Consider the following 22766-nt stretch of genomic DNA (forward strand, 5'->3'; position numbering starts at 1 on the left):
TTAGTGTCTAGACTTGAAGTTTAACTCCAAGGGAAAGGACTGTTAGAAGTAGGGTGAAGTTCACCCTTCTCGTAACGGTTGAATCTAAACGGTTTTAATAAATCACTTTCAGTTCCGAGAATTTCTTTTGCAACAAGTTCACCTACACCAATCATCTTATAACCATGATTAGCATCAGCAATCATGTAAACATTTTCTAAAAATTTATCAAAAATTGGAAACGAGTCTGGGGTCATGCAACCAAGTCCGCCAGAAGGACCTTTTCTATAAAGATCAGATTTGTCTTCAAATCTTTTTTGACAGTGAGCTAGCGCAGAACACCACATATCATTAAAAGCTTCAGTAGTTTGAAATTCAGGAGATTCAATCCCGTATGGATCAACATTTACTTTGTCAAAATGTTTATCAACTATGTAAGGCGAAGTTCCACCTTGAACACCTAATCCTTCGATGTCCGGTTTGTAATAAATTCCCCAAATTTTATCAGTAATTAATTTTTTATCTTTATCAGAATATAGTGGGGCAGTAGAGTCGACATGAATTACTGGTGGTTGGCCTCCGTCATTCATTTTTAAAAAGTCTTTATCAACACCAATCACACCTTCTTGTAACATCCAGTATTTCCACATTTCAGTTTCATGAAATTTACCATCTTTACCTCTAATATTTGCTGTTTTTGGAAGTTCTAACATATTCCAAAAATCTCTTACCCAAGGACCAGCACCAACTACTATCTGGTCACATTCAATAATGCCCTTGTCTGTTTCAACGCCTGTAACAGCTTTACTGTTACTTCCTCTTTTAAAACCTGTAACTGTTACTCCTTTAACAACCTTAACACCATTTGATGTTGATTTATTTTCAAGAGCTTTAATTGAGTCTTTGTTAAATGCATAACCACCTTTTTTTTCATGCAGGATAGATGTAATTTCTTTTGCTTGCCAATCATCAAACATATTTTTCATATATTTCATGCAATCTGCTTCACCTTCTATAAAATCTGAATCATAACCAATTGTTTTTTGTTGTTCATAAATTGTTGCAACATCTTCATGCATAACCTCTGGTGAAATTTGCAAATAACCAACGGGGTTATATTTAAAAGCTTTTGGATCACTTTCCCAAACAGAAACAGAATGAGCCATCAATTCTCTCATTGCTGGTTGGAAATAATTATTTCTAATAACACCACAGGCAATTCCACTTGCGCCAGCAGCAATATCTTTTTTCTCTAAAACAACTATGTCATTTTCATTTTTATAGGTTTCAGAAAGTTTCCATGCAGTGCTCAAACCATGAATACCACCACCTATAATTACTACTTTTGCTTTTTTTGGAAGTGTTGTCATAAGCAAAGATTATTTTTTTGGATAAAAAAAAATACAATTTTTTTTAGAACTATTAATTATATATATAAAATATATATTATAAGAACTCTTTAAATGACTAGCTAATAACTTATGTTTTTTAATGTATTTAAATATTTTTTAAACTCATTAATAAATGATTCACTTGGCATTATGTTTTTTATTCGCTGATCAGTTGAAGTCTTCTCAAGTCGAAAGAATCCTTTTTCACACGCCTCATTAATTATTAAAGCAGATTTTGGTCTAGAGGTCTTAAATAATTTGGTTTTTAATCCTTCAACAGATAATTTTTCATTTAACTTATACGCAGACATTACCAATAACATCATGTGATAGTGTGAGGGAGATTTTCTAAAAAAATAGTTACTTGATGTATGCGACTGCTTCATTTGATCTTCCCAAAAATTTAAAAGGTCTTTGCTACTATCGCTCATTTTATTATGCTCTAACTCTTGATTTGGTAGGATCATAGAAAGGGAAAGGAACAACCTTTGCCCCAATTCTTTTTTGATGACCATCAAGTTTACCAACTTCAACTTCCGTTCCTATCTCTGCATATTTTACATCAATTTTACAAAGTGCAATGTTTTTACCAAGTTTAGGGGATAACATTCCACTAGTTATTATACCAACTTGTCCTCGACCCATATGAACGCAGTCTCCGTTTACTGCTGGTTCATGACCAACTAATTCTAAACCAACTAATTTTTTTTGTGGGTTAGCTTTTCTTTTAACCAACTCTTCTTTACCTATAAAATCATCTTCTTTAGTTTTTAATGGAACAGTAAAACCAATTCCAGCTTCGAAAGGATCTGTTTGATCGTTAAATTCGTAACCATAAAAAATAAGACCAGCTTCAATACGAACCATATCTAAAGCCTCCAATCCTAATGGGGTGATATCAAATTCTTTTCCTGCTTCCCAAACTTTATCCCAAACTTCCACAGCATCTTTTGGATGACACCATATTTCAAAACCAAGTTCACCTGTGTAACCTGTTCTTGACACAACAATCGGTGTTCCAGTTTCATTATCTATTCTTGCAATGTTAAATCTAAACCACTCCAGCTCAGTAATTGATGGCTGTATTGGAGGTGTCCATACAAATTTTTCTAAAATTTTTCTGCTGTTAGGCCCTTGAACTGCAATGTTGTGAATATGATCTGTTGCAGATTTTATCCAAACTTTATAATTTTTCTTTTTAGCTTGTTCTTTTAGCCACTCACCACTGTACTCATCTCCACCAATCCATCTAAAGTTATCTTGGCCTAATTTAAATAATGTACCGTCATCTAACATGCACCCATTTTCATAACACATAGCGGTATAAACAACTTGTCCTACAGATAATTTTTTTATATTCCTTGTAAGAGTGTATTGCATTAAGCTTTCCGCATCTGGCCCCAAGATTTCAAACTTTCTAAGAGGTGATAAGTCAGTAGCTATCACACTTTCTCTGCAAGCTGTGTATTCTTTTATAGTTCCAGAATTAGTAAAATTATTTGCAAGCCAGAAACCTTTATATTCAACAAAGTTTCTTGTTAGTTCCGAAGTTTTTTTGTGAAAACCTGTTTCTTGAGTTAGCTTTGGTTCGGAGTCTGTTTTCATTCTAAATGCTATTGCTTTTGAATATTTTTTTTCCTTTGAATAAGTCCTAACAAAAATATCAGTTGGATTCCAGCCATTTGCACCATCAACATCGCAAGGACAGGCTGAAGATATGCATGTTAGATCTTTTAGAGCTCTAAATAAAACGTAATCTCCTGGTCTCGACCAAGGCTCATCAAAAGATGCAACATTATTACCGTCAATCGCAGTATTAAAAAAAAGATTTATTGCAGACCAACTTTTTCGAGAATTAATATCGTATTTATCTAGTCTATTATTAAAATTATCTGTGCAATTAATATGACCCATATAGCCCATATCTTCGTAATACTTTGAGGTACAAGCGAGATTGAAAGTATCATGTCTACCAACTGTATCTCTTACAACTTCAATCATTCCTTCATGATCTCCGTCATAGAATTTGGAGAATAAACCGGGACCTGGATAAGCACCACCCATAAAAGTTCTAGTTGCTTTATCGTCTATAATATTTTCAATACCATCATTCAATTTTCGTGTATCAAAAGCTAAAAAATCAGAACATTGCCTTCCACCTGGATCAATTATCTGAATGTATTCACCAACTTTTACTTCGTAAGTTTCTGCAGTTTTTCTTTTTACAAGTTGTTCTATAATTGGATCGCTAAGTGGGTCGGGCAAAATAAATTGTTCATCTATATTTTCAAATTTAGCTTTATTCAAAAAAATAGTTAGGTCTGTTGGTGGATTTTGCTCATGAACATTCATTGCATTACTAGGTGCCGCAATCATTACAATACATTTATCTTTTGAAGTTAAGGTTATTTTTTCACCCATAAAACAATCTTCACTAAAAATAATAGATGATTTAGCTTTGTTAAGGTCTAATTTTTTTTTCTTAAATAGTTTTGAAATTTTTTCATCATTATTAATTGCTCTTCTTGAAAAATCTCCATTTGCATTTTCTTTTAAATTTAAAATGGATAAATCTGATTTACCTTTTGAATTAAAAACAATTATTTCACAAATTTGTTTTCCTTCTTCATTGACGATTTCTATTTTATCTTCTGCCGAAACTTCTATTACTGAGAGACCACCACCTCTTACGTAATATCTTTCAACTCCAGGTGGCAAAGTTCTTAAGCCAGGGTTTTTTATATCGTTACTAGTATGTAGCATTCCCAATGTAAATTTTAATAATTTATCATTAGCTTAATATAATCAAAGGGGATTGACTATAAATTTAATAAATGAGAACATACTCACTTAACTTAATATTGAGGGAGAGAAATATGAAAAATAAATTACCGTTAATTATCGGTGCAGTAGTAATTGTTGTTGCCGCAATTTTCTTTATGCAAGGAGGTGACAAAACTGCCAAAAAAGCTGGTGATAGTAGTCAGCCTATAATTATTGCTACTCATAACTGGTCTAGCCAAATTGTAATGGCCCACGTTATTGGTGGAATTTTTGAAAGCATGGGAAATAATGTAAGCTATGTAAATACTGACTCGCAAGCTGTGTACGAATCAATTCGTATAGGAGATGTAAGTCTGGCACATGAAGTATGGGAATCTGCCTTTGGTAAATCATTTACTACAGCGCTTGATAAAGGTGGCATAGTTGATTGGGGAGATCACGAAGCTAGAACACTTGAGGATATGGGATATCCGAACTGGGTTACTGATAAAGGATTATGTCCAGGTCTTCCTGATTGGACTGCATTAAAAAATCCAGAATGTGCTGCAAACTTTGCAACACCTGATTCAGATGGAAAAGGAAGAATGTTAGAAGGTCCACAAAGTTGGCATGGAGATTTAATACCTCAGAGAGTTGACGCTCTAGGGTTAGGAGATCTTTGGACAGTTAAATTTGCTGGAAGTGCAGATGCACTTTGGGCAGAACTTAAAGCTGCTGAGAAAGAAGGAAGAGGAACTATAATATTCAACTGGACTCCAAATTTTACGGATGGAAAAGGATTTACATTTATAGACTTCCCTCCATATTCTGCTGGTTGTAGACCAGAAGATGGGGGTGATGGAAAATGTGGATCTCCGGATGGTTATTTGAAAAAAGCTGTAAATGCAGACTTTCCAACAACTCATCCAGCTGCAGCAGCAGTGTTCAAAAAAATGTCATTCTCAACAAGTCATATTGGAGCAATGGCTGCTTTAGTAGACGAGGATAAGATGACACATGAAGATGCTGCTAAAAAATGGTTAGCTGACAATAAGAGTGTTTGGGAATCTTTTACTAAATAAAGGTAAAAATTAACAAATTAAAATCCCCCCCAATAAAAGCGGGGGGATTTTTTTTAAGCTTACCATCTTATCAAAAACTCAAACTACGGATTTATTATTTAAATGATTAAGTATTTTGTATATATTTCACTTGGCTTATTAACCTTCAATTTATCTTTTGCAAAAAATATAGATATACAGGAAGATGTTAAAATTGGCCTTGTATGTGAATTAGAAAAAAAAATACTTAAAAATTCAGAATATAATTATAAAACTTTTTTAGCCAAAGACTTAAACGAAAAAAATTTAGATCAATTTGAAATTGATGCAAAACAACCAGAAAAACTTTTGATTAATGGATTATCAATGTTTCTTTCAAAAAATAAAAAGTTTGATGTAAAGGTTGTAAATAAAGACATAGTTTTATTTAAAGCTTTTGATGAAAAGAAAAATTATTCAGAATCAGGTATAATTAATAGAAAGTCAGGTGAATTAGTTCATGAAATTACAAAAGATTTAAAAAGTGATAACTTTGAAAAAGATATTTCTTTTTATACATGTAGCTAAAATAGAAAAATGAAAAAATATATTTTTTACATAACTTTAAGTTTTTTAATTGCAACCTCATTATCAGCTCGAAAGACAGGCTGTGAAGGAAACTGTGAAAATGGCTTTGGTAAATGGACCTACACAGACAAAACAACTTACGAAGGGAATTGGGTTGGCACACAAAAACATGGACAAGGAATTGAAACATGGCCCAATGGATACATTTACAAAGGGGAATTTAAAAATAGTGAGTGGAGTGGGGAAGGAATTTTAACTTTTCCAGATAGCTCCAAATATGAAGGTGAGTGGGCCAATGGTTTCATGAATGGAAAAGGAAAGTTTACTTGGTCCGATGGAAAAGAAAAAAAAGGAATTTGGAATAATGGTAAATTACAAGAATAATTAAAATAATTATGAAGGATAGATATTTGAAAAAGTTAAGAGAATTACTACTTGAACCAGTTAGACAATTTGGTGGTCTTGCTTCTTTAATGTTTATTATAATTTTATCCTTTGCAATTTTAAATATATTTTTTGGTCAGGGTGAAGAATTAGTGGAAAAAATGAAAAAAGAAGAAACAAGAATTGCAGAAGCTAATAAACTAAGTGAAATAATTTCAAGCCTTCCATCAGGTATTTTAACTTTCTATGAAGGAAGTGATCATTATAAATTATCTAAAGAGCAATACGAAACAGTCTGTAAAATAACAAAAATTATTCCTCAACGTGCTGTTATGGGAGCCAATCTAATAAATTTTAGAGCAACAAAAATTTACACTACCAATGGTAATCAAATTGCTGAAACATTTGTTAATTGGGATAAAGAGAGCAAAAAATGTATTGCTGGTTTCGTTTTAAGTGGAAGTATTGATGATGGAGAAAATGAAAAAATTACTGTTAGTGGAGAGGTTTTAAATTTTTTAAGCACTGGAATTGATACGAGAGTTTATTTTATTAAAAATTTTTAAGAAAGGAAAACAATAAGTATAAATAATATAAAAAGTGTATTTTATTTTTATTTCGTATAACTTATTAAAATATTATGACTGATACCGTAATTAAATGCGATTCTGTATATAAAATTTTTGGTTCAAACGCTAAGAAAATGCTTCATGAAGCAAATGGAAATGTGGATGCAAAAACATTCCAAGACAATGGATGCATAGTAGGTGTGAACAATGCTTCCTTTGAAGTTTCAAAAGGAGAAATGTTAGTTGTGATGGGCTTATCAGGTTCAGGAAAATCAACATTATTAAGATGTATTTCTAGATTAACAGATGCAACGGGTGGAAAAATTTTCATAGAAGGTCAAGACTTACTTTCATTAAACAACAAAGAACTAATAGATCTTAGAAGAAATAAAATGGGAATGGTATTTCAAAGTTTTGCACTACTTCCACATAAAACAGTCTTGGAAAATATTGCCTTCCCACTTCAAATTAAAGGAGTTGAAGATCAAGAATGTATTAATAAAGCTATGGATATGGTTAAACTTGTTGGTCTTGATGGAAGAGAAAATTATTTTCCAAGAGAGCTTTCTGGTGGACAACAACAAAGAGTAGGTATAGCTCGGTCATTAGCTGTTGAACCAGATATTTGGTTTTTAGACGAACCTTTTTCTGCACTAGATCCATTAATTAGAAAAGAAATGCAGGATGAATTCTTGAGACTTCAAGAAAAATTACAAAAAACAATTATGTTTATCACCCATGATTTTGATGAAGCGCTAAAGCTTGCTGATCGTATTGCAATTATGAAAGATGGAATAATTGAACAGCTTGATACACCAGCAAACATTGTATTAAATCCAGCGACAGAATATGTAAAAAAATTTACAGAAGAAGTTCCTAGAGAAAAAGTTTTAAAAATTGAAGATGTCATGGAAAAACCTAATAGTGAAAATTTAGGCGATATAAAAGTTTTAAAAAATGAAATAATTGAAAATGTTGCTGAAAAAATTTTAACTCAAGAAAAATCAGTAATTGTAGTAGATGAAAATGATAAAATTGTTGGCACTCTTCACCCTTCAAAAATAATTCATACTGTTTTTGGAGGAAGAAAAAATAACAGTTAAATTATGGAACTATTAAAAAAATATCCAAAATTATTCCAATGGTTATTTTTGCTACTTGTATTTTTTACTTTATGCTTTGCTATTGATGTTCCTGAAACCTACAAATTTATTAGAGGTCAAGCTGAATTCATAAAAGACCCCAATCAAAGCACTTACACACTGTTTGGTGCAGAAGTAAGATATTATGCATTTGATGTTTTTTGGAGACTGCCTCCTCTACTTGGATGGTTACCTATTTGGATAAATGACTCCTTATTTTTTTTAATGAATGAGTGGATGCCAATGGAGTTTTGGAATGAAAGCACTCAAACATACAAAACCCGACCTGTAGTGCTGCAAATAACGAGAAATGTCACTGCATTAATGACATTTCTCATTGAATTAATTAGAGAAATTTTATTAGGTGGTGTTCAGACAGTTGTTTCATTTACTAGTTGGGATTGGATAGACTCAAATCCATGGGCAGAACTACCTGGGTTACCTTGGACAATTGTTGCAGCTGGTGCTGTAATACTTGGATACAACTTAAGTGGTAAAGGTTTAGCGTTATTCGCTGGTATAGTCATGATTTATATTTCTATTTTTGGTCAATGGAAACCTTCGATGCAAACACTATCCTTTATATTAGTTGCAGCACCACTTTCTTTTATTTTTGGTTTGGGCCTAGGTATTGCAGCATTTAAAAGTAAACGTGTTGAGAAAGTCTTATCTCCAATCCTTTTGGTTATGCAAACTATGCCTCAATATGCTGTATTAGTTCCTGCAATTGTTCTTTTTGGGGTTGGTGATCATGCAGCTGTTATTATAACCATGGTTGTTGCAGTTCCTCCAATGATATTATTAACTCTATTAGGTCTTAGAGGAATACCACCTGAAATTACTGAAGCTGGTAGAATGAGTGGATGTAATAATTGGCAACTAATGTTCAAAGTATTAATTCCAACTGCAAGAAGAGATATTTTAATCGGAGTGAATCAAGTTATTATGGTGTGCTTTTCTATGGCAGTTATTTCAGCTTTTATAGGTGCGAAAGGATTGGGATTTAATTTGTTGTTAGCTTTAAATCAATTGAATATTGGATTAGCATTAGAGGCAGGTTTGTGTATTAGTTTAATTGCAATACTTTTAGATAAAATGTCTTTAGCTTGGGCAAATAAACAAATAGATTACTTTGGTAACTTGACTTTTTTTGAGCAACATAAAAATAGATTGTTGTTTGCAGGAGCAGTATTAATTGGAATTATACTTGCCTACGCTGGATCTTTTTACTTTAAGGAAGGTTTTAATTATTTATATGAGGTTCCACACAACAAAGGAATATCAACTGCAGATTTTTGGAATAAAGGTGTTGATTGGATTTGGGATACATTCTTTCAAACTTTAAAAATTTTTAATACATGGTTGATAGTAGATGTGTTACAGCCCATGCGTGCTGCCTATTTACGAATGCCTATTGTTGCAACATTTGTTTTAGTCATGGGTGCTGGATATATAATTGGAGGAATACGTTCAGCTTTTGTGGTGGGTGCATTAACATTATTTATAGCTCTAAGTCCATGGTGGGATAGAGCCTTAGTTACTACTTACATGGCAACATTTGGAGTTATTATATCTTGTACAATTGGATTTACTGTTGGAACATTATGTTTTCAGAATAAACATACTACAAGTTTTATGTTGGGTGTTTGTGATATTTTTCAAACATTCCCTTCATTTGTATATTTAATTCCTGTAATGATGCTTTTTGGAGTTACAGATACATCAGTATTAATTGCGGTAGTTGTTTATGCAACTATACCTGCCACAAGGTACACTATTGAAGGATTGAGAAGTGTTCCAGCTTCTTTACATGACGCTGCTTCAATGTCGGGTGTAACAAAAATACAAAGATTGATGAAAATAGAATTTCCTTTAGCATTTCCCCACATGATGCTTGGTCTAAACCAAACCATTGTATTTGCTTTATTTATGGTAATTATTGGAGCATTTATTGGGACAGAAGATTTAGGACAATATATTTTAAAAGCTTTATCTGACAAAAACGGTGCGGGTATAGGATTAACACTAGGTCTTTGTGTTGCTTTCATAGGCTTGGTATTTGACCATCTAATTCGAACTTGGGTGGGGCAAAGAAAAAAACATCTTGGTATAGATTAGTTGAAATATTCAACTTCAGAAAAACGATCTGTTGGAAAAATCCAATAAAATTTTAATTTTTCTTTACCAGTATTTTTTAAAGCATGCTTTGCATTTCCTGCAATAAAAACTACATCACCTTTTTTAATTTCTTCTAGTTCGCCAGATTTATTTAATATTCCTTTACCATTGGTAACTACATATATTTCTGCAGGTGAATGATAATGGAGGGTCAAGTCGCCCCCTGGAGCAATCTCAGCAAAACCAAGTGAAAGTCCAGAACTTCCTGTAAAATCTGCATCAATTAAAAACTTCCATCTAACACCTGGATATTTCTCAGTTGTTGACCACTCTTGATCAGAGACAGATTTAAGGTTTTTTACAAATATCATGTAAAATCATAACTTATCGATTATTTTTTGGGCTGATCTAAAAAAGTTTTTAAAGAATCATCCATCGCAACCTCCCAATCTGTATGATGTTTTGGACCAACTGATCCAGTTACAGGAGAAGGAAATGACTTATTTCTATATGTCATAATATTTTCTACCTTATGGTGTTCCCATTCTTTAAAAGTTTTTCTAATTAATTCAAAATCAATTTTTGGGTAATCAGATAAATCATGAAGTTCTTTAGTGTATTCAGTTTGAAAATCTATCATTTGGTCTGCGTTTTCTAATTTTTCTTCTATTGATACCCATTTATTTATATCTCTTTCTATTTCTGAGTTATTTGGAATTTTAATTTTGTCCATTATAACATCTCTTGCAAACCAAGCCTGACAATCAAACATGTTAAAAGTATGAAATTGATCTTGCATACCCAGGTAGATTAATTTGTGATTATTTTGCCAAACCACACCTTTATACAACTTTGGTGGATATAATCTATTTCCTGTCTTTAATTTTAGATCCTCAGATAAAAAAGGAAAATGATGAAGGTAACCTGTGCATAAAATTACAGCATCTGCTTCTTGTACATGCCCGTCTTTGAAAATTGCTTTATTGTCCTCAAGTCTATCTAGGTGGAAAACCTCTTTCATTCCATCTGGCCATTTAAATCCCATAGGATTGTGTCGATAACCTATGGTAACACTTTTTGCTCCATACTTATGACACTGAAGAGCGACATCCTCAGCTGAATAACTACTGCCTAGAACAACAACATTTTTACCTCTGAATTCTTCTGCATCTCTAAAATCATGAGAGTGCATTATTCTTCCAGGAAAAGCTTTCATTCCTGGGTATTCTGGAATGAATGGAACTGAGAAATGACCAGTTGATACAATCACATAATCAAACACATCTTTTAAAATTTTATCATTTTTTTTATCACGGTAAGTAACTTCAAAATTATTACCATCATAAGAAACATTGCTAACAGAGGTGTTAAATCTAATTTTGGATTTTAAATTTCCTTTTTTTACTCTACCTAAAATATAATCATACAAAACTTCTCTAGGTGGAAAAGATGGAATTGGTTTTCCAAAGTGCTCATCAAATGAATAGTCAGCAAACTCTAGACATTCTTTAGGGCCGTTTGACCAAAGATATCTATACATGCTATTAGGTACAGGATCACCGTATTGATCAGATCCGGTTCTCCAACTGTAATTCCATAACCCCCCCCAATCTTCTTGTTTATCAAAACAAACTATTTCAGGTATTTTTTCACCTTTTTTTTCAGCTTGTTCAAAAGATCTCAAAGCGGATAAACCACAAGGCCCAGCACCAATAATTGCTACTTTTGTCATAAAATCACCTCTCCCTAATAAATTTATAAGTGTACTTTATCAACAAAATGCTAAAAATTAATATAAAAAAATATTGTATTATGAAAAAAATTATTATTATTGGTGCTGGAGCTATGGGGTCAGCATTCGCTGTACCATGTCTAGAAAATAAAAATGATGTAACACTCATTGGTACACACCTTGAAGATGACTTAATAAACAATATTAAATCAAACAATAATCTTCATCCAGCTTTAAACGTAGAATTGTCATCTCAACTAAAAGTAGAAAAGTTTGAGAAATTAAAACTAATTCTTGATGAGGGGGTAGATATTATTGTTGCTGGAGTAAGCTCAATAGGAGTCGAATGGTTTGTTCACCAAATAGCAAACAACTATAAAAAAAATCTTCCTATTATTTTATTAACAAAAGGTTTAGCGATAGAAGAGAACGAATTAATGACACTTTCGGATAAAATTAAAAAGCTTTTAAGAGAAAAAGGTCATACCGAAATAAATGTTTCAGCAATTAAAGGACCATGCTTAGCAGCTGGTCTTGCAAATAAAATGAGGACAGGCACAGTTATTGCGAACCCAGATATTAAAGAAACTGAGTTATTAAAAAAAATTATATCAACTGATTATTATTCAACAGAAATATCTGACGATCTAACAGGTGTTGAATTAGCTGGTGCAATTAAAAATATATATTCAATGTTAATTGGGGCTTCTGAGGGATTAAGCAACTCTAAAGCATCTAAAGAAATTCAGTCTAAATATTATCTAAATACATCGGCCTCATTAATTCATAGATCAATTTCTGAGATGGTTGAATTTGTTTCTCATTACGGAGGTAAAGCAGACACAGTTTATGGTTTAGCAGGTCTTGGAGATCTATATGTTAGCGCAATAGGGGGAAGAAACAGTTTAATGGGTAAATATTTAGGTGAAGGATATCTTTATAATGAAGCTAAAGAAAGATTTATGAAAAATGTTACAGTTGAAGGTGCGCAGCTTGCTTTAGAAATTGGCCCAAAGATTCTACAAGAACTTAACTCAAAACACTTCCCACTTATGTTCAGTATGATAAAAACTATTTGTGAAAATAAAAAATTAGAAATTAAATGGTAAAAAATATATTAATATTTTTTTTTATAGTATTAGCTATGGTCGTTACCTTAAATTTTAGTGATTATAATTTAAAAAGAGCAGTCGATGCTTGTCTTGCAGGAAGTCAAAAATTGTCTGAATCAAAAATAGCAGATCTCAAAGAAGCTAAAAAATTTTGTGAAGAAGAAATTAAAAAAAATAAAATCAGTAAATAGATGAAGTCAAATTGGAATTATCCAACAACTGTTTGGACTGGAGAGGATAGATCGGCTGATCTTCCAGAGGCTTGTTTAGTAGCAAAAATTAAGAATCCATTATTTGTTACAGATAAAGATTTGGTTACTTTGCCAATGACAATTAAAACAATCAATAATCTCAAAAAAGTTTTTAAACATTTAAGTGTTTTCTCTAACTTTTCAGGAAATCCTTTTGGAAAAAATATTATGGAAGGTGTTGAGCTTTATAACAAACATCAATGTGATGGTGTTATAGCTTTTGGTGGCGGTAGTGCCCTCGATATTGGAAAGGGAATTGCCTTTATGTGTGGTCAAACAAGACCATTATGGGATTTTGAAGATGTTGGAGATCATTGGAAAAGGGCAGATGAGAATAAAATTTCACCGATTATTGCAATACCAACAACTGCAGGCACAGGGTCTGAAACTGGTAGGGCTTCTGCAATAGTTAATGAGACGACGGGTGTAAAAAAAATAATCTTTCACCCAAAATTTATGCCTACAATTGTCATTTTGGACCCACTATTAACAATTGATTTACCACCTAGAATTACTGCGGCAACCGGAATGGACGCCCTAGCTCATAACTTAGAAGCATTTTGTGCGCCAGGATTTCATCCAATGGCAGACGGTATTGCATTGGAAGGCATGAGATTAATAAAAAATTCTTTATCATTAGCAGTTAAAGATGGGAAAAATATTAAAGCAAGAACTGACATGTTGGCTGCAGCAAGTATGGGGTCTACAGCATTTCAAAAAGGATTGGGAGCCATTCATTCCTTAAGTCATCCGGTAAATGCTCAATTCAATATTCATCACGGTTTATCGAATGCTATTTTTATGCCTTATGTTTTAACGTTTAATAAAAATGAAATCTCAGAAAGAATAATTTCTATATGTGATTATCTTGGTTTAGAAAAATCTTTTGATAGCTTTATAAAATGGGTTATGGATCTTAGAGAAGAATTTAACATACCTCATAAACTATCCGATGTTATTGATGAAGAGAAGATAGATTTAGATAAACTTTCAAAAATGGCATTTGATGATCCATCTACAAATGGAAATCCAAAAAAATTAACTAAAGAAGATATGAGAACTATGTATCAACACAGTATTTCTGGAACGTTATTTTAAATGAAAGATTTTAATATTTTAATTTGTGAAGGGAATACTCCTGAAGAAGGAAAAATTTTTCAGGATGTTGGAATACCGACACACACAGAAAGTTTAAAAGAAAGCCTTGCCTATTATAATAAAAATTTGAAAATAGATATTTTAAATCCCTGCTTGGAATTAAATTTAAATGATGTTATTCCAAAATTAAAAAAATATGATGGGTTAATTTGGGGAGGTAGTAGTTTAAATATTTATAATGATACTCCAGAAATAAGAAGACAAATTTATTTTATGAAAGAGTGTTTTAAAAGTGTAAAGAAAATATTAGCAATCTGTTGGGGTATGCAAGTTGCTGTAACAGCAGCTGGTGGTGAGGTTAAAAAGGGAGTTAATGGTTCACATATTGGAATCGCAAATAATATTGAGCTAACCAATGAAGGTTTAAATAACCCACTCTACAAAGATAAAAGTAATAAATTTAACACTCCTGCATTTAATTTTGATGAAGTTGTCACTACTCCAACAGAAGCAATTCACCTGGCATCAAATAAAATTAATAAAATACAAGGTCTTAATTTTAAAAGTGGTGTTAGTGAAATTTGGGGTTTGCAGTATCACCCTGAAATTACTTATAAAAAAATGATAAATATTATTAAATTTAGAAAAGATGCTTTAATCAAAAAAAGAAATAGATTCAAAGACGAAGAAGAAATTAATAACCACATTAACTTTATTGAAGAAGAGATTAAAATTTCAAAAAAAGATTCTAGAATGCTAGAATTAAGAAATTGGCTTAATATAATTAACTAATTTTTAAAATAGACCTTCAATTTCGCCATCTTTATTTAGTTTAATAGAGTCTGCTGCTGGAACCCTTGGTAGTCCAGGCATAGTCATAACAGCCCCACAAATAACAACGATAAATTCTGCCCCAGAAGAAAGTTTAATTTCCCTAATCGGCAAAACATAACCTGTTGGTGCACCTTTTAAGCTTGGATCTGTTGAAAAACTGTACTGAGTTTTCGCAATACAAATTGGGAAATCTCCATAACCAGCTTCTTCAAAGCCTTTTAATTGATCTCTAATTTTAGTATCAGCAATAACCTCATCTGCCCTGTAAATCTCTTTTGCAATTGTTTCTATCTTTTTAAATAGTGGTGTTTTACTTTCATATAAAAACTTGAATTTACTATTACTTTTTTCACATAATTCAGCAACATGGCTTGCTAATTCTTTCGTTCCTTCACCACCATTTGCCCAGTGTGTACAAAGACTGGCCTTAACACCAATTCCATCACAAAATTCTATTAATGTTTTCACCTCATTATCAGTATCTTTAATGAAATGATTAACAGCTACTGCAACAGGTAGATTAAATTTTTTAACATTTTCAATATGTCTTTGAAGATTAACTAAACCTTTTTTTAAAGCTTCAACGTTTTCTGTTTTTAGTTCATCTTTAGCTACACCACCATGCATTTTTAATGCCCTTATAGTTGCAACAATAACAACACAGCTTGGTTTTAAATTTGATTTCCTACATTTGATATCAAGAAATTTTTCGGCACCTAAGTCAGCACCAAAGCCTGCTTCTGTTACAACATAGTCAGCAAGTTTTAATCCAGTCTTTGTTGCAATTACAGAATTGCAACCATGTGCAATATTTGCAAAGGGACCACCATGAATAATTGCAGGGTTGTTTTCTAATGTTTGAGTAACATTAGGTCTGATTGCATCTTTTAATAATACAGTCATCGGACCTTGAGCCTTTAAATCTTTTGCGTAAAGAGGTTTTTTATCTCTAGTGTAGGCAATTGTAATATTTCCTATTCTTTTTTCTAAATCTTCTAAATCATTTGATAAGCAAAAAATTGCCATGATCTCAGAGGCAACAGTTATATCAAAACCATCTTCTCTTGGAAAACCATTCGCAACACCGCCTAAATTTATATTGATCGATCTTAAAGAACGATCATTCATATCCATTACTCTTTTCCAAACAATACGTCTAACATCTATGTCTAATTTATTTCCCCAATAGATATGATTGTCAATTAAAGCTGACAATAAATTATGAGCTGAAGTTATTGCGTGAAAATCTCCAGTAAAATGTAAATTAATTTGTTCCATTGGAACTACTTGAGCATATCCACCACCTGCAGCTCCACCCTTCATTCCAAAAGAAGGACCAAGACTTGGTTCTCTCAAACATACAATAGATTTTTTTCCTATCTTATTTAATCCATCATTTAAACCAACAGAGGTAGTAGTTTTTCCCTCACCAGCAGGCGTAGGTGTAATAGCGGTTACTAAAATAAGTTTACCATCTGGCTTATCTTTTAAAGTATCTAAATATTCTAAATTAATCTTTGCGATATGTCTGCCCATAGGGCTAAATGCTGTGCTTTCATCGGGCACATTTATCTTCGCTAAAATATCATTTATAGGTTGCATTTTTGCTTCTCTAGCTATTTGAATATCTGACTTAACTTCACTCATCTAAAACTCCTATAAATTTAAATTAATATCGTGGCAGATTGATATCTTCTTTTCATAATTTTTAAAACTTCTAAAAAATAGATATAAAAAAAATAAGATCTATTTATATTGCTTTATATAAAATTAAAAAATGCAAAAATATTCTATATTTAACCTAATAAAGAATGCCTTTTCCGGTCATCAAAATTGGGACCTAGCCTGGAAAGATGCTACTCCAAAAAAAGAATACGATGTTGTTATTATTGGTGGTGGAGGTCATGGTTTAGCTACCGCATATTATCTAGCAAAAGAGCACAATATTACAAATGTAGCTATCATTGAAAAAGGGTGGCTTGGCGGTGGAAACATGGGAAGAAACACAACCATTATTAGATCCAATTATATGTACGACGACAATGCTATGTTTAGTGAGTTTGGAATGGATTTATGGAGAAAGATGAGTCAGGATTTAAATTATAACGTAATGTTTTCTCCAAGAGGAATTATTAATCTTGCTCACTCAGACGCTCAAATGAATATTTTTACCAGAAGAGGAAACTCAATGCGTTTAAATGGTATTGATGCAGTTCTTTTAAATAGAGAAGAGGTAAAAGAAATTATTCCAATGGCAGATTTTTCAGACAATGTAAGATTTCCTATTTTTGGCGGATTAATGCAGCCTAGTGCTGGAACTGCTAGACATGATGCTGTAGCTTGGGGTTATGCACGTCAAGCTGACTCAATGGGAGTTGACATAATTCAAAATTGTGAAGTAACAGGTTTTGATGTTGTAAGTGGAAAAATTCAAGGAGTAAGAACTTCTCGTGGAGATATTAAAGTTAAGAAAATTGGATTGTGTGTTGCGGGTAGTACAAATATTTTAGCAGAAAAATTAAACATGACATTACCAGTTGAGACACACCTTTTACAGGCTTGTGTTTCAGAGCCAGTTAAACCTGTTTTAGATAGAGTTGTAACTTTTGGTGCGGGTCATTTTTACATAAGTCAGTCTGATAAAGGTGAGATGGTAATGGGAGGAGATTTAGATGGTTATAATAGTTATGCACAAAGAGGAAATCTTCCTACACTTCAACATGTTTTAACAGAAGGAATTGCAATGATGCCGTTTCTTAGTAAATTAAAAATGCTTAGAACTTGGGGTGGGATAATGGATATGTCTATGGATGGTTCGCCCATAATAGATAAAACTCATATTGAAGGATTATATTTAAACTGTGGATGGTGTTATGGCGGGTTTAAAGCGACACCCGCGTCAGGATGGACATTCGCACATACAATTGCACAAGATAGAGTTCACAAATTAAATTCCGGATACAGTTTGAATAGGTTTAACACAGGTCACTTACTAGATGAAAAAGGACTTGGAACTAAAACATGGATTTCATAAATGCTTCATATTAAATGCCCTCACTGTGGGATGAGATCTCAAAATGAATTTTCATATGGTGGTGACGCAACTGTTAAAAGACCAGAACTTAACAAGGAAGTTTCAGATCAGGATTGGAATAATTTTGTCTATACTAGAAAAAGCTTAAGAGGAAAACACAAAGAGCTATGGCAACATATATCAGGATGCAGACAGTGGATTAAAGTAGAAAGAGACACCGCAACTCACGAAATATTTAAAACAGTTAAAGCTAACGAAGACATTTAATATGACACAAAATTATAGATTAGATAATATTGGATTAATAAATAGAGATAAAAAAATCTCATTTAAATTTAATGGTGTAACTTACTTTGGTTATGAGGGTGACACCTTAGCTTCAGCATTACTTGCTAATGGAGTTCATTTAATAGGAAGAAGCTTTAAATATCATAGACCCAGAGGGTTTTTTGGTGCAGGAGTAGATGAACCATACGCAATTGTTCAATTATACAGAAATAATGAAACCGAACCGAATGTAAAAGCTACAGAGCAAGAGCTCTTTGAAGGCTTGGAAGCAACAAGCGTTAATTGTTGGCCAAGTGTTAATTTTGATATTGGTGCTATTAACAATTTATTAAAAGTATTTCTTCCAGCAGGATTTTATTACAAAACGTTTATGTGGCCAAAAAGTTTTTGGTACAAAGTTTATGAACCATTTATAAGAAAAGCAGCAGGACTTGGGGTTGCATCAATTGAACATGATAAGGAAAGATACGAACATAAATATGAGTATTGTGATTTACTAATTGCAGGTTCAGGACCCTCTGGTTTAGCAAGTGCATATGCTGCGGCTAAAAATGGAGCAAGAGTAATTTTAGCCGAAGACAAACCTAGATTTGGTGGAACTTTGTTAACTAGTGAAGTTAATATTGGAAACCAAACAGGAAAAGAATGGTCGGAAAATATTATTTTTGAGCTTAAAGAAATGCCCAATGTTATTGTTAAAAATAGATCTCAAGTATTTGGTTACTACGATCACAACATGTTAGTGATGTTAGAAAAATTAAGTGATCACTTACCTAAAACTAAAAAATATAATTCAAAACAAAGACTTTGGTATATTAGAGCAAAAGAAGTTTTAATCTCATCAGGATCAATTGAAAGACCTTTAGTATTTGGAAACAATGATACACCAGGTGTGATGTTGTCTTCTGCAGCAAAAGAATACTTAAAAGTTTATGGAGTTTTAGTCGGTAAAAAACCTTTAATATTTACAAATAATGATAGTGGATATGAAACGGCTATAGAATTTAAAAAAAATGGTGTTGATCCAATTATTTTAGATACAAGAAAAGAACCTAAGTCAGAAATAATAGATGAAGCAAAAAAATTAAATATTCAAATTAAATTTTCTTACGTAGTTGTTGCAGCTAAAGGATATAAAAAAGTTAAATCTGCTGAAGTTGCTAAAATCTCAGATAATAAAAATGACTTAGGAACTTTAGAAAATATTAATTGTGATTGTATTTGTGTTTCAGGCTTTTGGACTCCAACAATACACTTAGCTTCTCAATCAGGAAATAAAACTACTTTTAATAAGGACATAGATGCATTTGTGCCTGGACTATCAAAACAAAATGAAACAACCTTAGGTGCTGCAAATGGAACTTTCACATTAGAAGAAACTTTAAAAAAATCATTCGAAAGTGGATACGAACTGTCAAAAAAAATCACCAATAATGACAATAAAACATCATCACCAACGGTTATGGAAAAAAAATCTACCACACATGATAAATTTTGGTGTGTACCTTTACCCAAAGGAAAAACATATAAAAGATTTTTAGATTTTCAAAATGATGTAGCTGTTTCTGATGTAGAAATTGCACTAAAGGAAGGTTATCGATCTATAGAACATGTAAAAAGATACACAACACTAGGAATGGCCACAGACCAAGGAAAAACAAGTAATCTTAACGGTTTGCAACTTGTTTCAAGCATAGAAAATAAAATAGTACCAGAGGTAGGTCATACAACCTTTAGACCTCCATACACACCAGTTACTATTGGTGCGATTGTTGGAAGAGAAATTGGCAAACATTCTAAACCAACAAGAAAATCACCGATGCACACTTGGCATGAAAAAAATAATGCAGTATTTGTAGATGCGGGTATTTGGGTGAGAGCAAGATATTATAAAATTGGAGAAGAAACTTTATTTGAAGGTTCAAAAAGAGAAGCTAAAAATGTTAGAACAAATGTGGGTGTATGTGATGTAACTACTTTAGGTAAAATTGATATAAAAGGACCTGATGCAGCAGAATTATTAAATCGAGTTTATACTAATGCTTGGTTAAAATTGCCAGTCGGTAAAGCAAGGTATGGTGTAATGTTAAGAGAAGATGGAATTGTCATGGATGATGGAACAACAACGAGAATTTCTGAAAACCATTACCATATGACAACAACAACAGCACAAGCAGCTAATGTTTTATCTCATCTAGAGTATTATTTACAACTTGTATGGCCAGAACTAAATGTAAATGTGGTTTCAACTACAGAGCAATGGGCTGGAGCGGCGATAGCAGGACCAAAATCTAGAGATTTATTACAAAAACTATTTCCAAATATTGATGCTTCTAATGAGGGTTTACCTTTTATGGGATATCAAGAAGCTAATTTATTTGGAGTTCATGCACGAATTTTTAGAATTTCATTTTCAGGAGAACTTGCTTATGAGGTTAATGTCGAATCTGACAATGGAAGCTTTATGTGGGAAAAAATAATGGAAGTAGGACAAGAATTTAAAATTCAACCATACGGAACTGAAGCATTATCAACTTTAAGAATTGAAATGGGCCACATTGCAGGATCAGAACTTGATGGCAGAACCATTCCTTATGATAACTCCTTAGAAGGACTAGTCAGTAAAAAGAAAGATTTTATAGGAAAGCGTTCTTTAAATAGAGAGGCATTTATAGCAGAAGATAGACAAAAAGTAGTAGGTGTTGTTCCAATAGATAAAAAGACAAGCATCCCTGAAGGATCTCATTTGGTTAAAGATGCAATGGCTCCAATACCAAATCCTAAATTAGGATATATTTCTGCGTCTTGCTGGAGCGTTGAATATGACAATCCGTTTTCATTGGCAATTCTTAAGGATGGAAAAAATATGATTGGTCAAAAATTATTTGCAATGTCACCTTTAAAAAATAAAACAATACCGGTGGAGATAGTTTCGTCACACTACGTAGACCCAAAAGGTGAAAGAGTAAGATCATGAGTTCAATTTCTGCTTTAAAAAATAAACATACCAAAGGACTATTTGGTGATCATGAAGGAAAAAATGATAATGAGTTGTTAAAAGTAAGTGAATTAAGTGATTTTCAAATTATTCAAATTGTTAAATATAAGAACTCCTTAACAGCTATTGAAAATATCAAGATAGATAATCTGAGCTTAAAAAATGAAACTCTAAATATAAGCTGTAACGTTAATACAAGAATTTTATGGAATGGCCCAAGTAACTGGCTTTTAGTTTCATCAAAAAAAGAAGTTTTAAATGAAATTAATAAAAAATTAAAAGAAACAGATTTTGCTATAACTAATTTATCTCAAAGTAGAGCAATAATTCAAATAGAAGGAAAAAATACAAAAGAAATATTAAAAAAAGGATGCCCTTTTAACTTTAACGAGTTTAAAAAAGGTAATTGTTTAAATTCAGTTTATAATGGGATGTCTGTTACGATAGATATGTTAGATGATAATCCTGACAAAGTTAGAATATTTACACTTAGAAGTTTTGGTGAGTCTTTATATCATTCTATTACAGATGCTTGCCTAGAGTTTGGTTATAAAGGCATCTAAAATTTATTGTTTCCTTGTAGCAATATAAACACCAAGAGTTGCTACAGCAAAACCAATTAGATCTAAATTATTTAATTTTTCATTTAAAAATAACCAAGCCATTATGGCTGTAGTTGGTGGTATTAAGAAAAATATTGAAACAGTTTTACTTGCTGAATTATTTTTAATTAAAATCATTAAAATTGTAAACGCACCAAAAGATACAAGAAATATTTGGTGACTCATTGCTACCAGAAATGCAGGTGTAAAATTAATATAAGTATCACTAAAAATAAAAATAACTAGTATATGAAAAAAACAACCACCCATTGCTTGATACATATTGCTAACTGATAAAGGTAAATTATTACTTATCTTTTTTTGCCACAAGGTAGAAGTTGTAATAGCTAACAGAGCTATAAAGGAAGCTATCACTCCAAAAACAGGAAGACTTGACCCAACATCAAAACCTAAAACTAAAGCGGCACCTATAAATCCAAGGATCACACCGATCCATTGTTTAAAAGAAACTTTTTCATCCAAAATTTTTCCTGCTAAGGCATTAGTTAAAATAGGTTGCAAGGTAACAATTAACGCTGCAATACTTGTCGGCATTCCAATTGAAACCGAATAAAAAACGCCCCCTAAGTAAACACCATGAAAAAGAATTCCACTAAAAAGAGATTGAAGAAGATTTTTATGAGTGGTTAAAATTTTTTGTTTTGTGTAAATTGAAAACATAAAAAAACCTAAAGCTACAAAAAAAAACCTAAATGCCAATGCAGCAAAAGGATCACTATTATCTATGATCGGTTTTGTCGTAACAAACGCTGAGGACCACAAAATAATAAAAATAAATGGAAAAATTTTAACCATAATCAACTTATAAGATGTATTTTAATA

At 32.2% G+C, this 22766-nt stretch carries 21 protein-coding genes; 14 read left to right on the forward strand and 7 right to left on the reverse strand.

Annotated features, from left to right (window positions below):
* Positions 1–20: 20 nt before the first annotated feature.
* The 3 genes from ABXT65_RS01500 to ABXT65_RS01510 all read right to left on the reverse strand — a co-directional run bounded on the left by ABXT65_RS01500 (position 21) and on the right by ABXT65_RS01510 (position 4133).
* Positions 21–1349 carry an NAD(P)/FAD-dependent oxidoreductase gene (locus tag ABXT65_RS01500; protein WP_415323736.1) on the reverse strand — a complete coding sequence of 443 codons (1329 nt, stop codon included), beginning with the start codon at positions 1347–1349 and terminating at the stop codon, positions 21–23.
* Positions 1350–1450: 101 nt separating this feature from the next.
* Positions 1451–1801, reverse strand: a complete 351-nt coding sequence (locus ABXT65_RS01505; protein ID WP_415323737.1) for a hypothetical protein — start codon at positions 1799–1801, stop codon at positions 1451–1453.
* A 4-nt stretch (positions 1802–1805) separates the two neighbouring features.
* Complete coding sequence (locus ABXT65_RS01510) at positions 1806–4133, reverse strand: DUF1989 domain-containing protein (protein WP_415323738.1); 2328 nt, start codon at positions 4131–4133, stop codon at positions 1806–1808.
* A 176-nt stretch (positions 4134–4309) separates the two neighbouring features.
* Here ABXT65_RS01510 and ABXT65_RS01515 point away from each other — a divergent pair, with 176 nt between their 5' ends.
* The 6 genes from ABXT65_RS01515 (at position 4310) to ABXT65_RS01540 (ending at position 9974) form a co-directional block, all read left to right on the forward strand.
* Positions 4310–5215, forward strand: coding sequence for an ABC transporter substrate-binding protein (locus ABXT65_RS01515; protein ID WP_415324197.1), 906 nt, complete (start codon positions 4310–4312; stop codon positions 5213–5215).
* 102 nt (positions 5216–5317) lie between these two features.
* Positions 5318–5761 (forward strand): hypothetical protein, encoded by a 444-nt coding sequence (locus ABXT65_RS01520; protein ID WP_415323739.1) that lies wholly within the window; start codon positions 5318–5320, stop codon positions 5759–5761.
* A 9-nt stretch (positions 5762–5770) separates the two neighbouring features.
* Positions 5771–6145 carry a hypothetical protein gene (locus tag ABXT65_RS01525; protein WP_415323740.1) on the forward strand — a complete coding sequence of 125 codons (375 nt, stop codon included), beginning with the start codon at positions 5771–5773 and terminating at the stop codon, positions 6143–6145.
* A gap of 11 nt (positions 6146–6156) precedes the next feature.
* A complete protein-coding gene (locus ABXT65_RS01530; RefSeq protein WP_415323741.1) occupies positions 6157–6711 on the forward strand; it encodes a hypothetical protein in 555 nt (184 codons plus the stop codon).
* Between the two features lie 74 nt (positions 6712–6785).
* Positions 6786–7817: a quaternary amine ABC transporter ATP-binding protein gene (locus tag ABXT65_RS01535; protein ID WP_415323742.1), complete on the forward strand. Its 1032-nt coding sequence runs from the start codon at positions 6786–6788 to the stop codon at positions 7815–7817.
* Between the two features lie 3 nt (positions 7818–7820).
* Positions 7821–9974 carry an ABC transporter permease gene (locus tag ABXT65_RS01540; RefSeq protein WP_415323743.1) on the forward strand — a complete coding sequence of 718 codons (2154 nt, stop codon included), beginning with the start codon at positions 7821–7823 and terminating at the stop codon, positions 9972–9974.
* Here the strand turns inward: ABXT65_RS01540 and ABXT65_RS01545 are convergent.
* The gene (locus ABXT65_RS01545) at positions 9971–10345 is read right to left on the reverse strand and encodes a cupin domain-containing protein (RefSeq protein WP_415323744.1); all 375 of its coding nucleotides are present in this window, start codon (positions 10343–10345) and stop codon (positions 9971–9973) included. The two genes, ABXT65_RS01540 and ABXT65_RS01545, sit on opposite strands and share 4 nt — an antisense overlap.
* 20 nt (positions 10346–10365) lie before the next feature.
* Complete coding sequence (locus ABXT65_RS01550; protein WP_415323745.1) at positions 10366–11706, reverse strand: NAD(P)-binding domain-containing protein; 1341 nt, start codon at positions 11704–11706, stop codon at positions 10366–10368.
* Between the two features lie 80 nt (positions 11707–11786).
* Between ABXT65_RS01550 and ABXT65_RS01555 the strand changes: the two genes are divergently transcribed.
* From ABXT65_RS01555 to ABXT65_RS01570, 4 genes are read left to right on the forward strand one after another with little or no spacing between them, the layout of a single operon-like run.
* Positions 11787–12815: a 2-dehydropantoate 2-reductase N-terminal domain-containing protein gene (locus ABXT65_RS01555; RefSeq protein ID WP_415323746.1), complete on the forward strand. Its 1029-nt coding sequence runs from the start codon at positions 11787–11789 to the stop codon at positions 12813–12815.
* Positions 12809–13009 (forward strand): hypothetical protein, encoded by a 201-nt coding sequence (locus tag ABXT65_RS01560; RefSeq protein WP_415323747.1) that lies wholly within the window; start codon positions 12809–12811, stop codon positions 13007–13009. The genes ABXT65_RS01555 and ABXT65_RS01560 overlap by 7 nt, the downstream gene beginning before the upstream one ends.
* Positions 13010–14167, forward strand: coding sequence for an iron-containing alcohol dehydrogenase (locus ABXT65_RS01565; protein WP_415323748.1), 1158 nt, complete (start codon positions 13010–13012; stop codon positions 14165–14167).
* Complete coding sequence (locus ABXT65_RS01570; protein WP_415323749.1) at positions 14168–14959, forward strand: glutamine amidotransferase-related protein; 792 nt, start codon at positions 14168–14170, stop codon at positions 14957–14959.
* A gap of 3 nt (positions 14960–14962) precedes the next feature.
* Here the strand turns inward: ABXT65_RS01570 and ABXT65_RS01575 are convergent, their stop codons facing one another.
* The gene (locus ABXT65_RS01575) at positions 14963–16648 is read right to left on the reverse strand and encodes a formate--tetrahydrofolate ligase (RefSeq protein ID WP_415323750.1); all 1686 of its coding nucleotides are present in this window, start codon (positions 16646–16648) and stop codon (positions 14963–14965) included.
* 130 nt (positions 16649–16778) lie between these two features.
* Between ABXT65_RS01575 and ABXT65_RS01580 the strand changes: the two genes are divergently transcribed.
* Genes ABXT65_RS01580 through ABXT65_RS01595 form a run of 4 tightly spaced genes read left to right on the forward strand, consistent with a single transcriptional unit; the run spans position 16779 to position 21884 of the window.
* Positions 16779–18035 carry a sarcosine oxidase subunit beta family protein gene (locus ABXT65_RS01580; RefSeq protein WP_415323751.1) on the forward strand — a complete coding sequence of 419 codons (1257 nt, stop codon included), beginning with the start codon at positions 16779–16781 and terminating at the stop codon, positions 18033–18035.
* Positions 18036–18302 (forward strand): sarcosine oxidase subunit delta, encoded by a 267-nt coding sequence (locus tag ABXT65_RS01585; protein ID WP_415323752.1) that lies wholly within the window; start codon positions 18036–18038, stop codon positions 18300–18302. It begins immediately after the preceding gene.
* Between the two features lies 1 nt (position 18303).
* Positions 18304–21300, forward strand: coding sequence for a sarcosine oxidase subunit alpha family protein (locus ABXT65_RS01590; protein WP_415323753.1), 2997 nt, complete (start codon positions 18304–18306; stop codon positions 21298–21300).
* Positions 21297–21884: a sarcosine oxidase subunit gamma family protein gene (locus ABXT65_RS01595; RefSeq protein ID WP_415323754.1), complete on the forward strand. Its 588-nt coding sequence runs from the start codon at positions 21297–21299 to the stop codon at positions 21882–21884. Before ABXT65_RS01590 ends, ABXT65_RS01595 begins: the two co-directional genes overlap by 4 nt.
* A gap of 3 nt (positions 21885–21887) precedes the next feature.
* Here ABXT65_RS01595 and ABXT65_RS01600 read toward each other — a convergent pair whose 3' ends face one another.
* On the reverse strand, positions 21888–22739 hold the full coding sequence (locus tag ABXT65_RS01600) for a DMT family transporter (RefSeq protein WP_415323755.1): 852 nt from the start codon (positions 22737–22739) through the stop codon (positions 21888–21890).
* Between the last annotated feature and the right edge of the window lie 27 nt (positions 22740–22766).

It is taken from the genome of Candidatus Pelagibacter sp. Uisw_127 (genome assembly GCF_047722515.1).
GTDB lineage: Bacteria > Pseudomonadota > Alphaproteobacteria > Pelagibacterales > Pelagibacteraceae > Pelagibacter.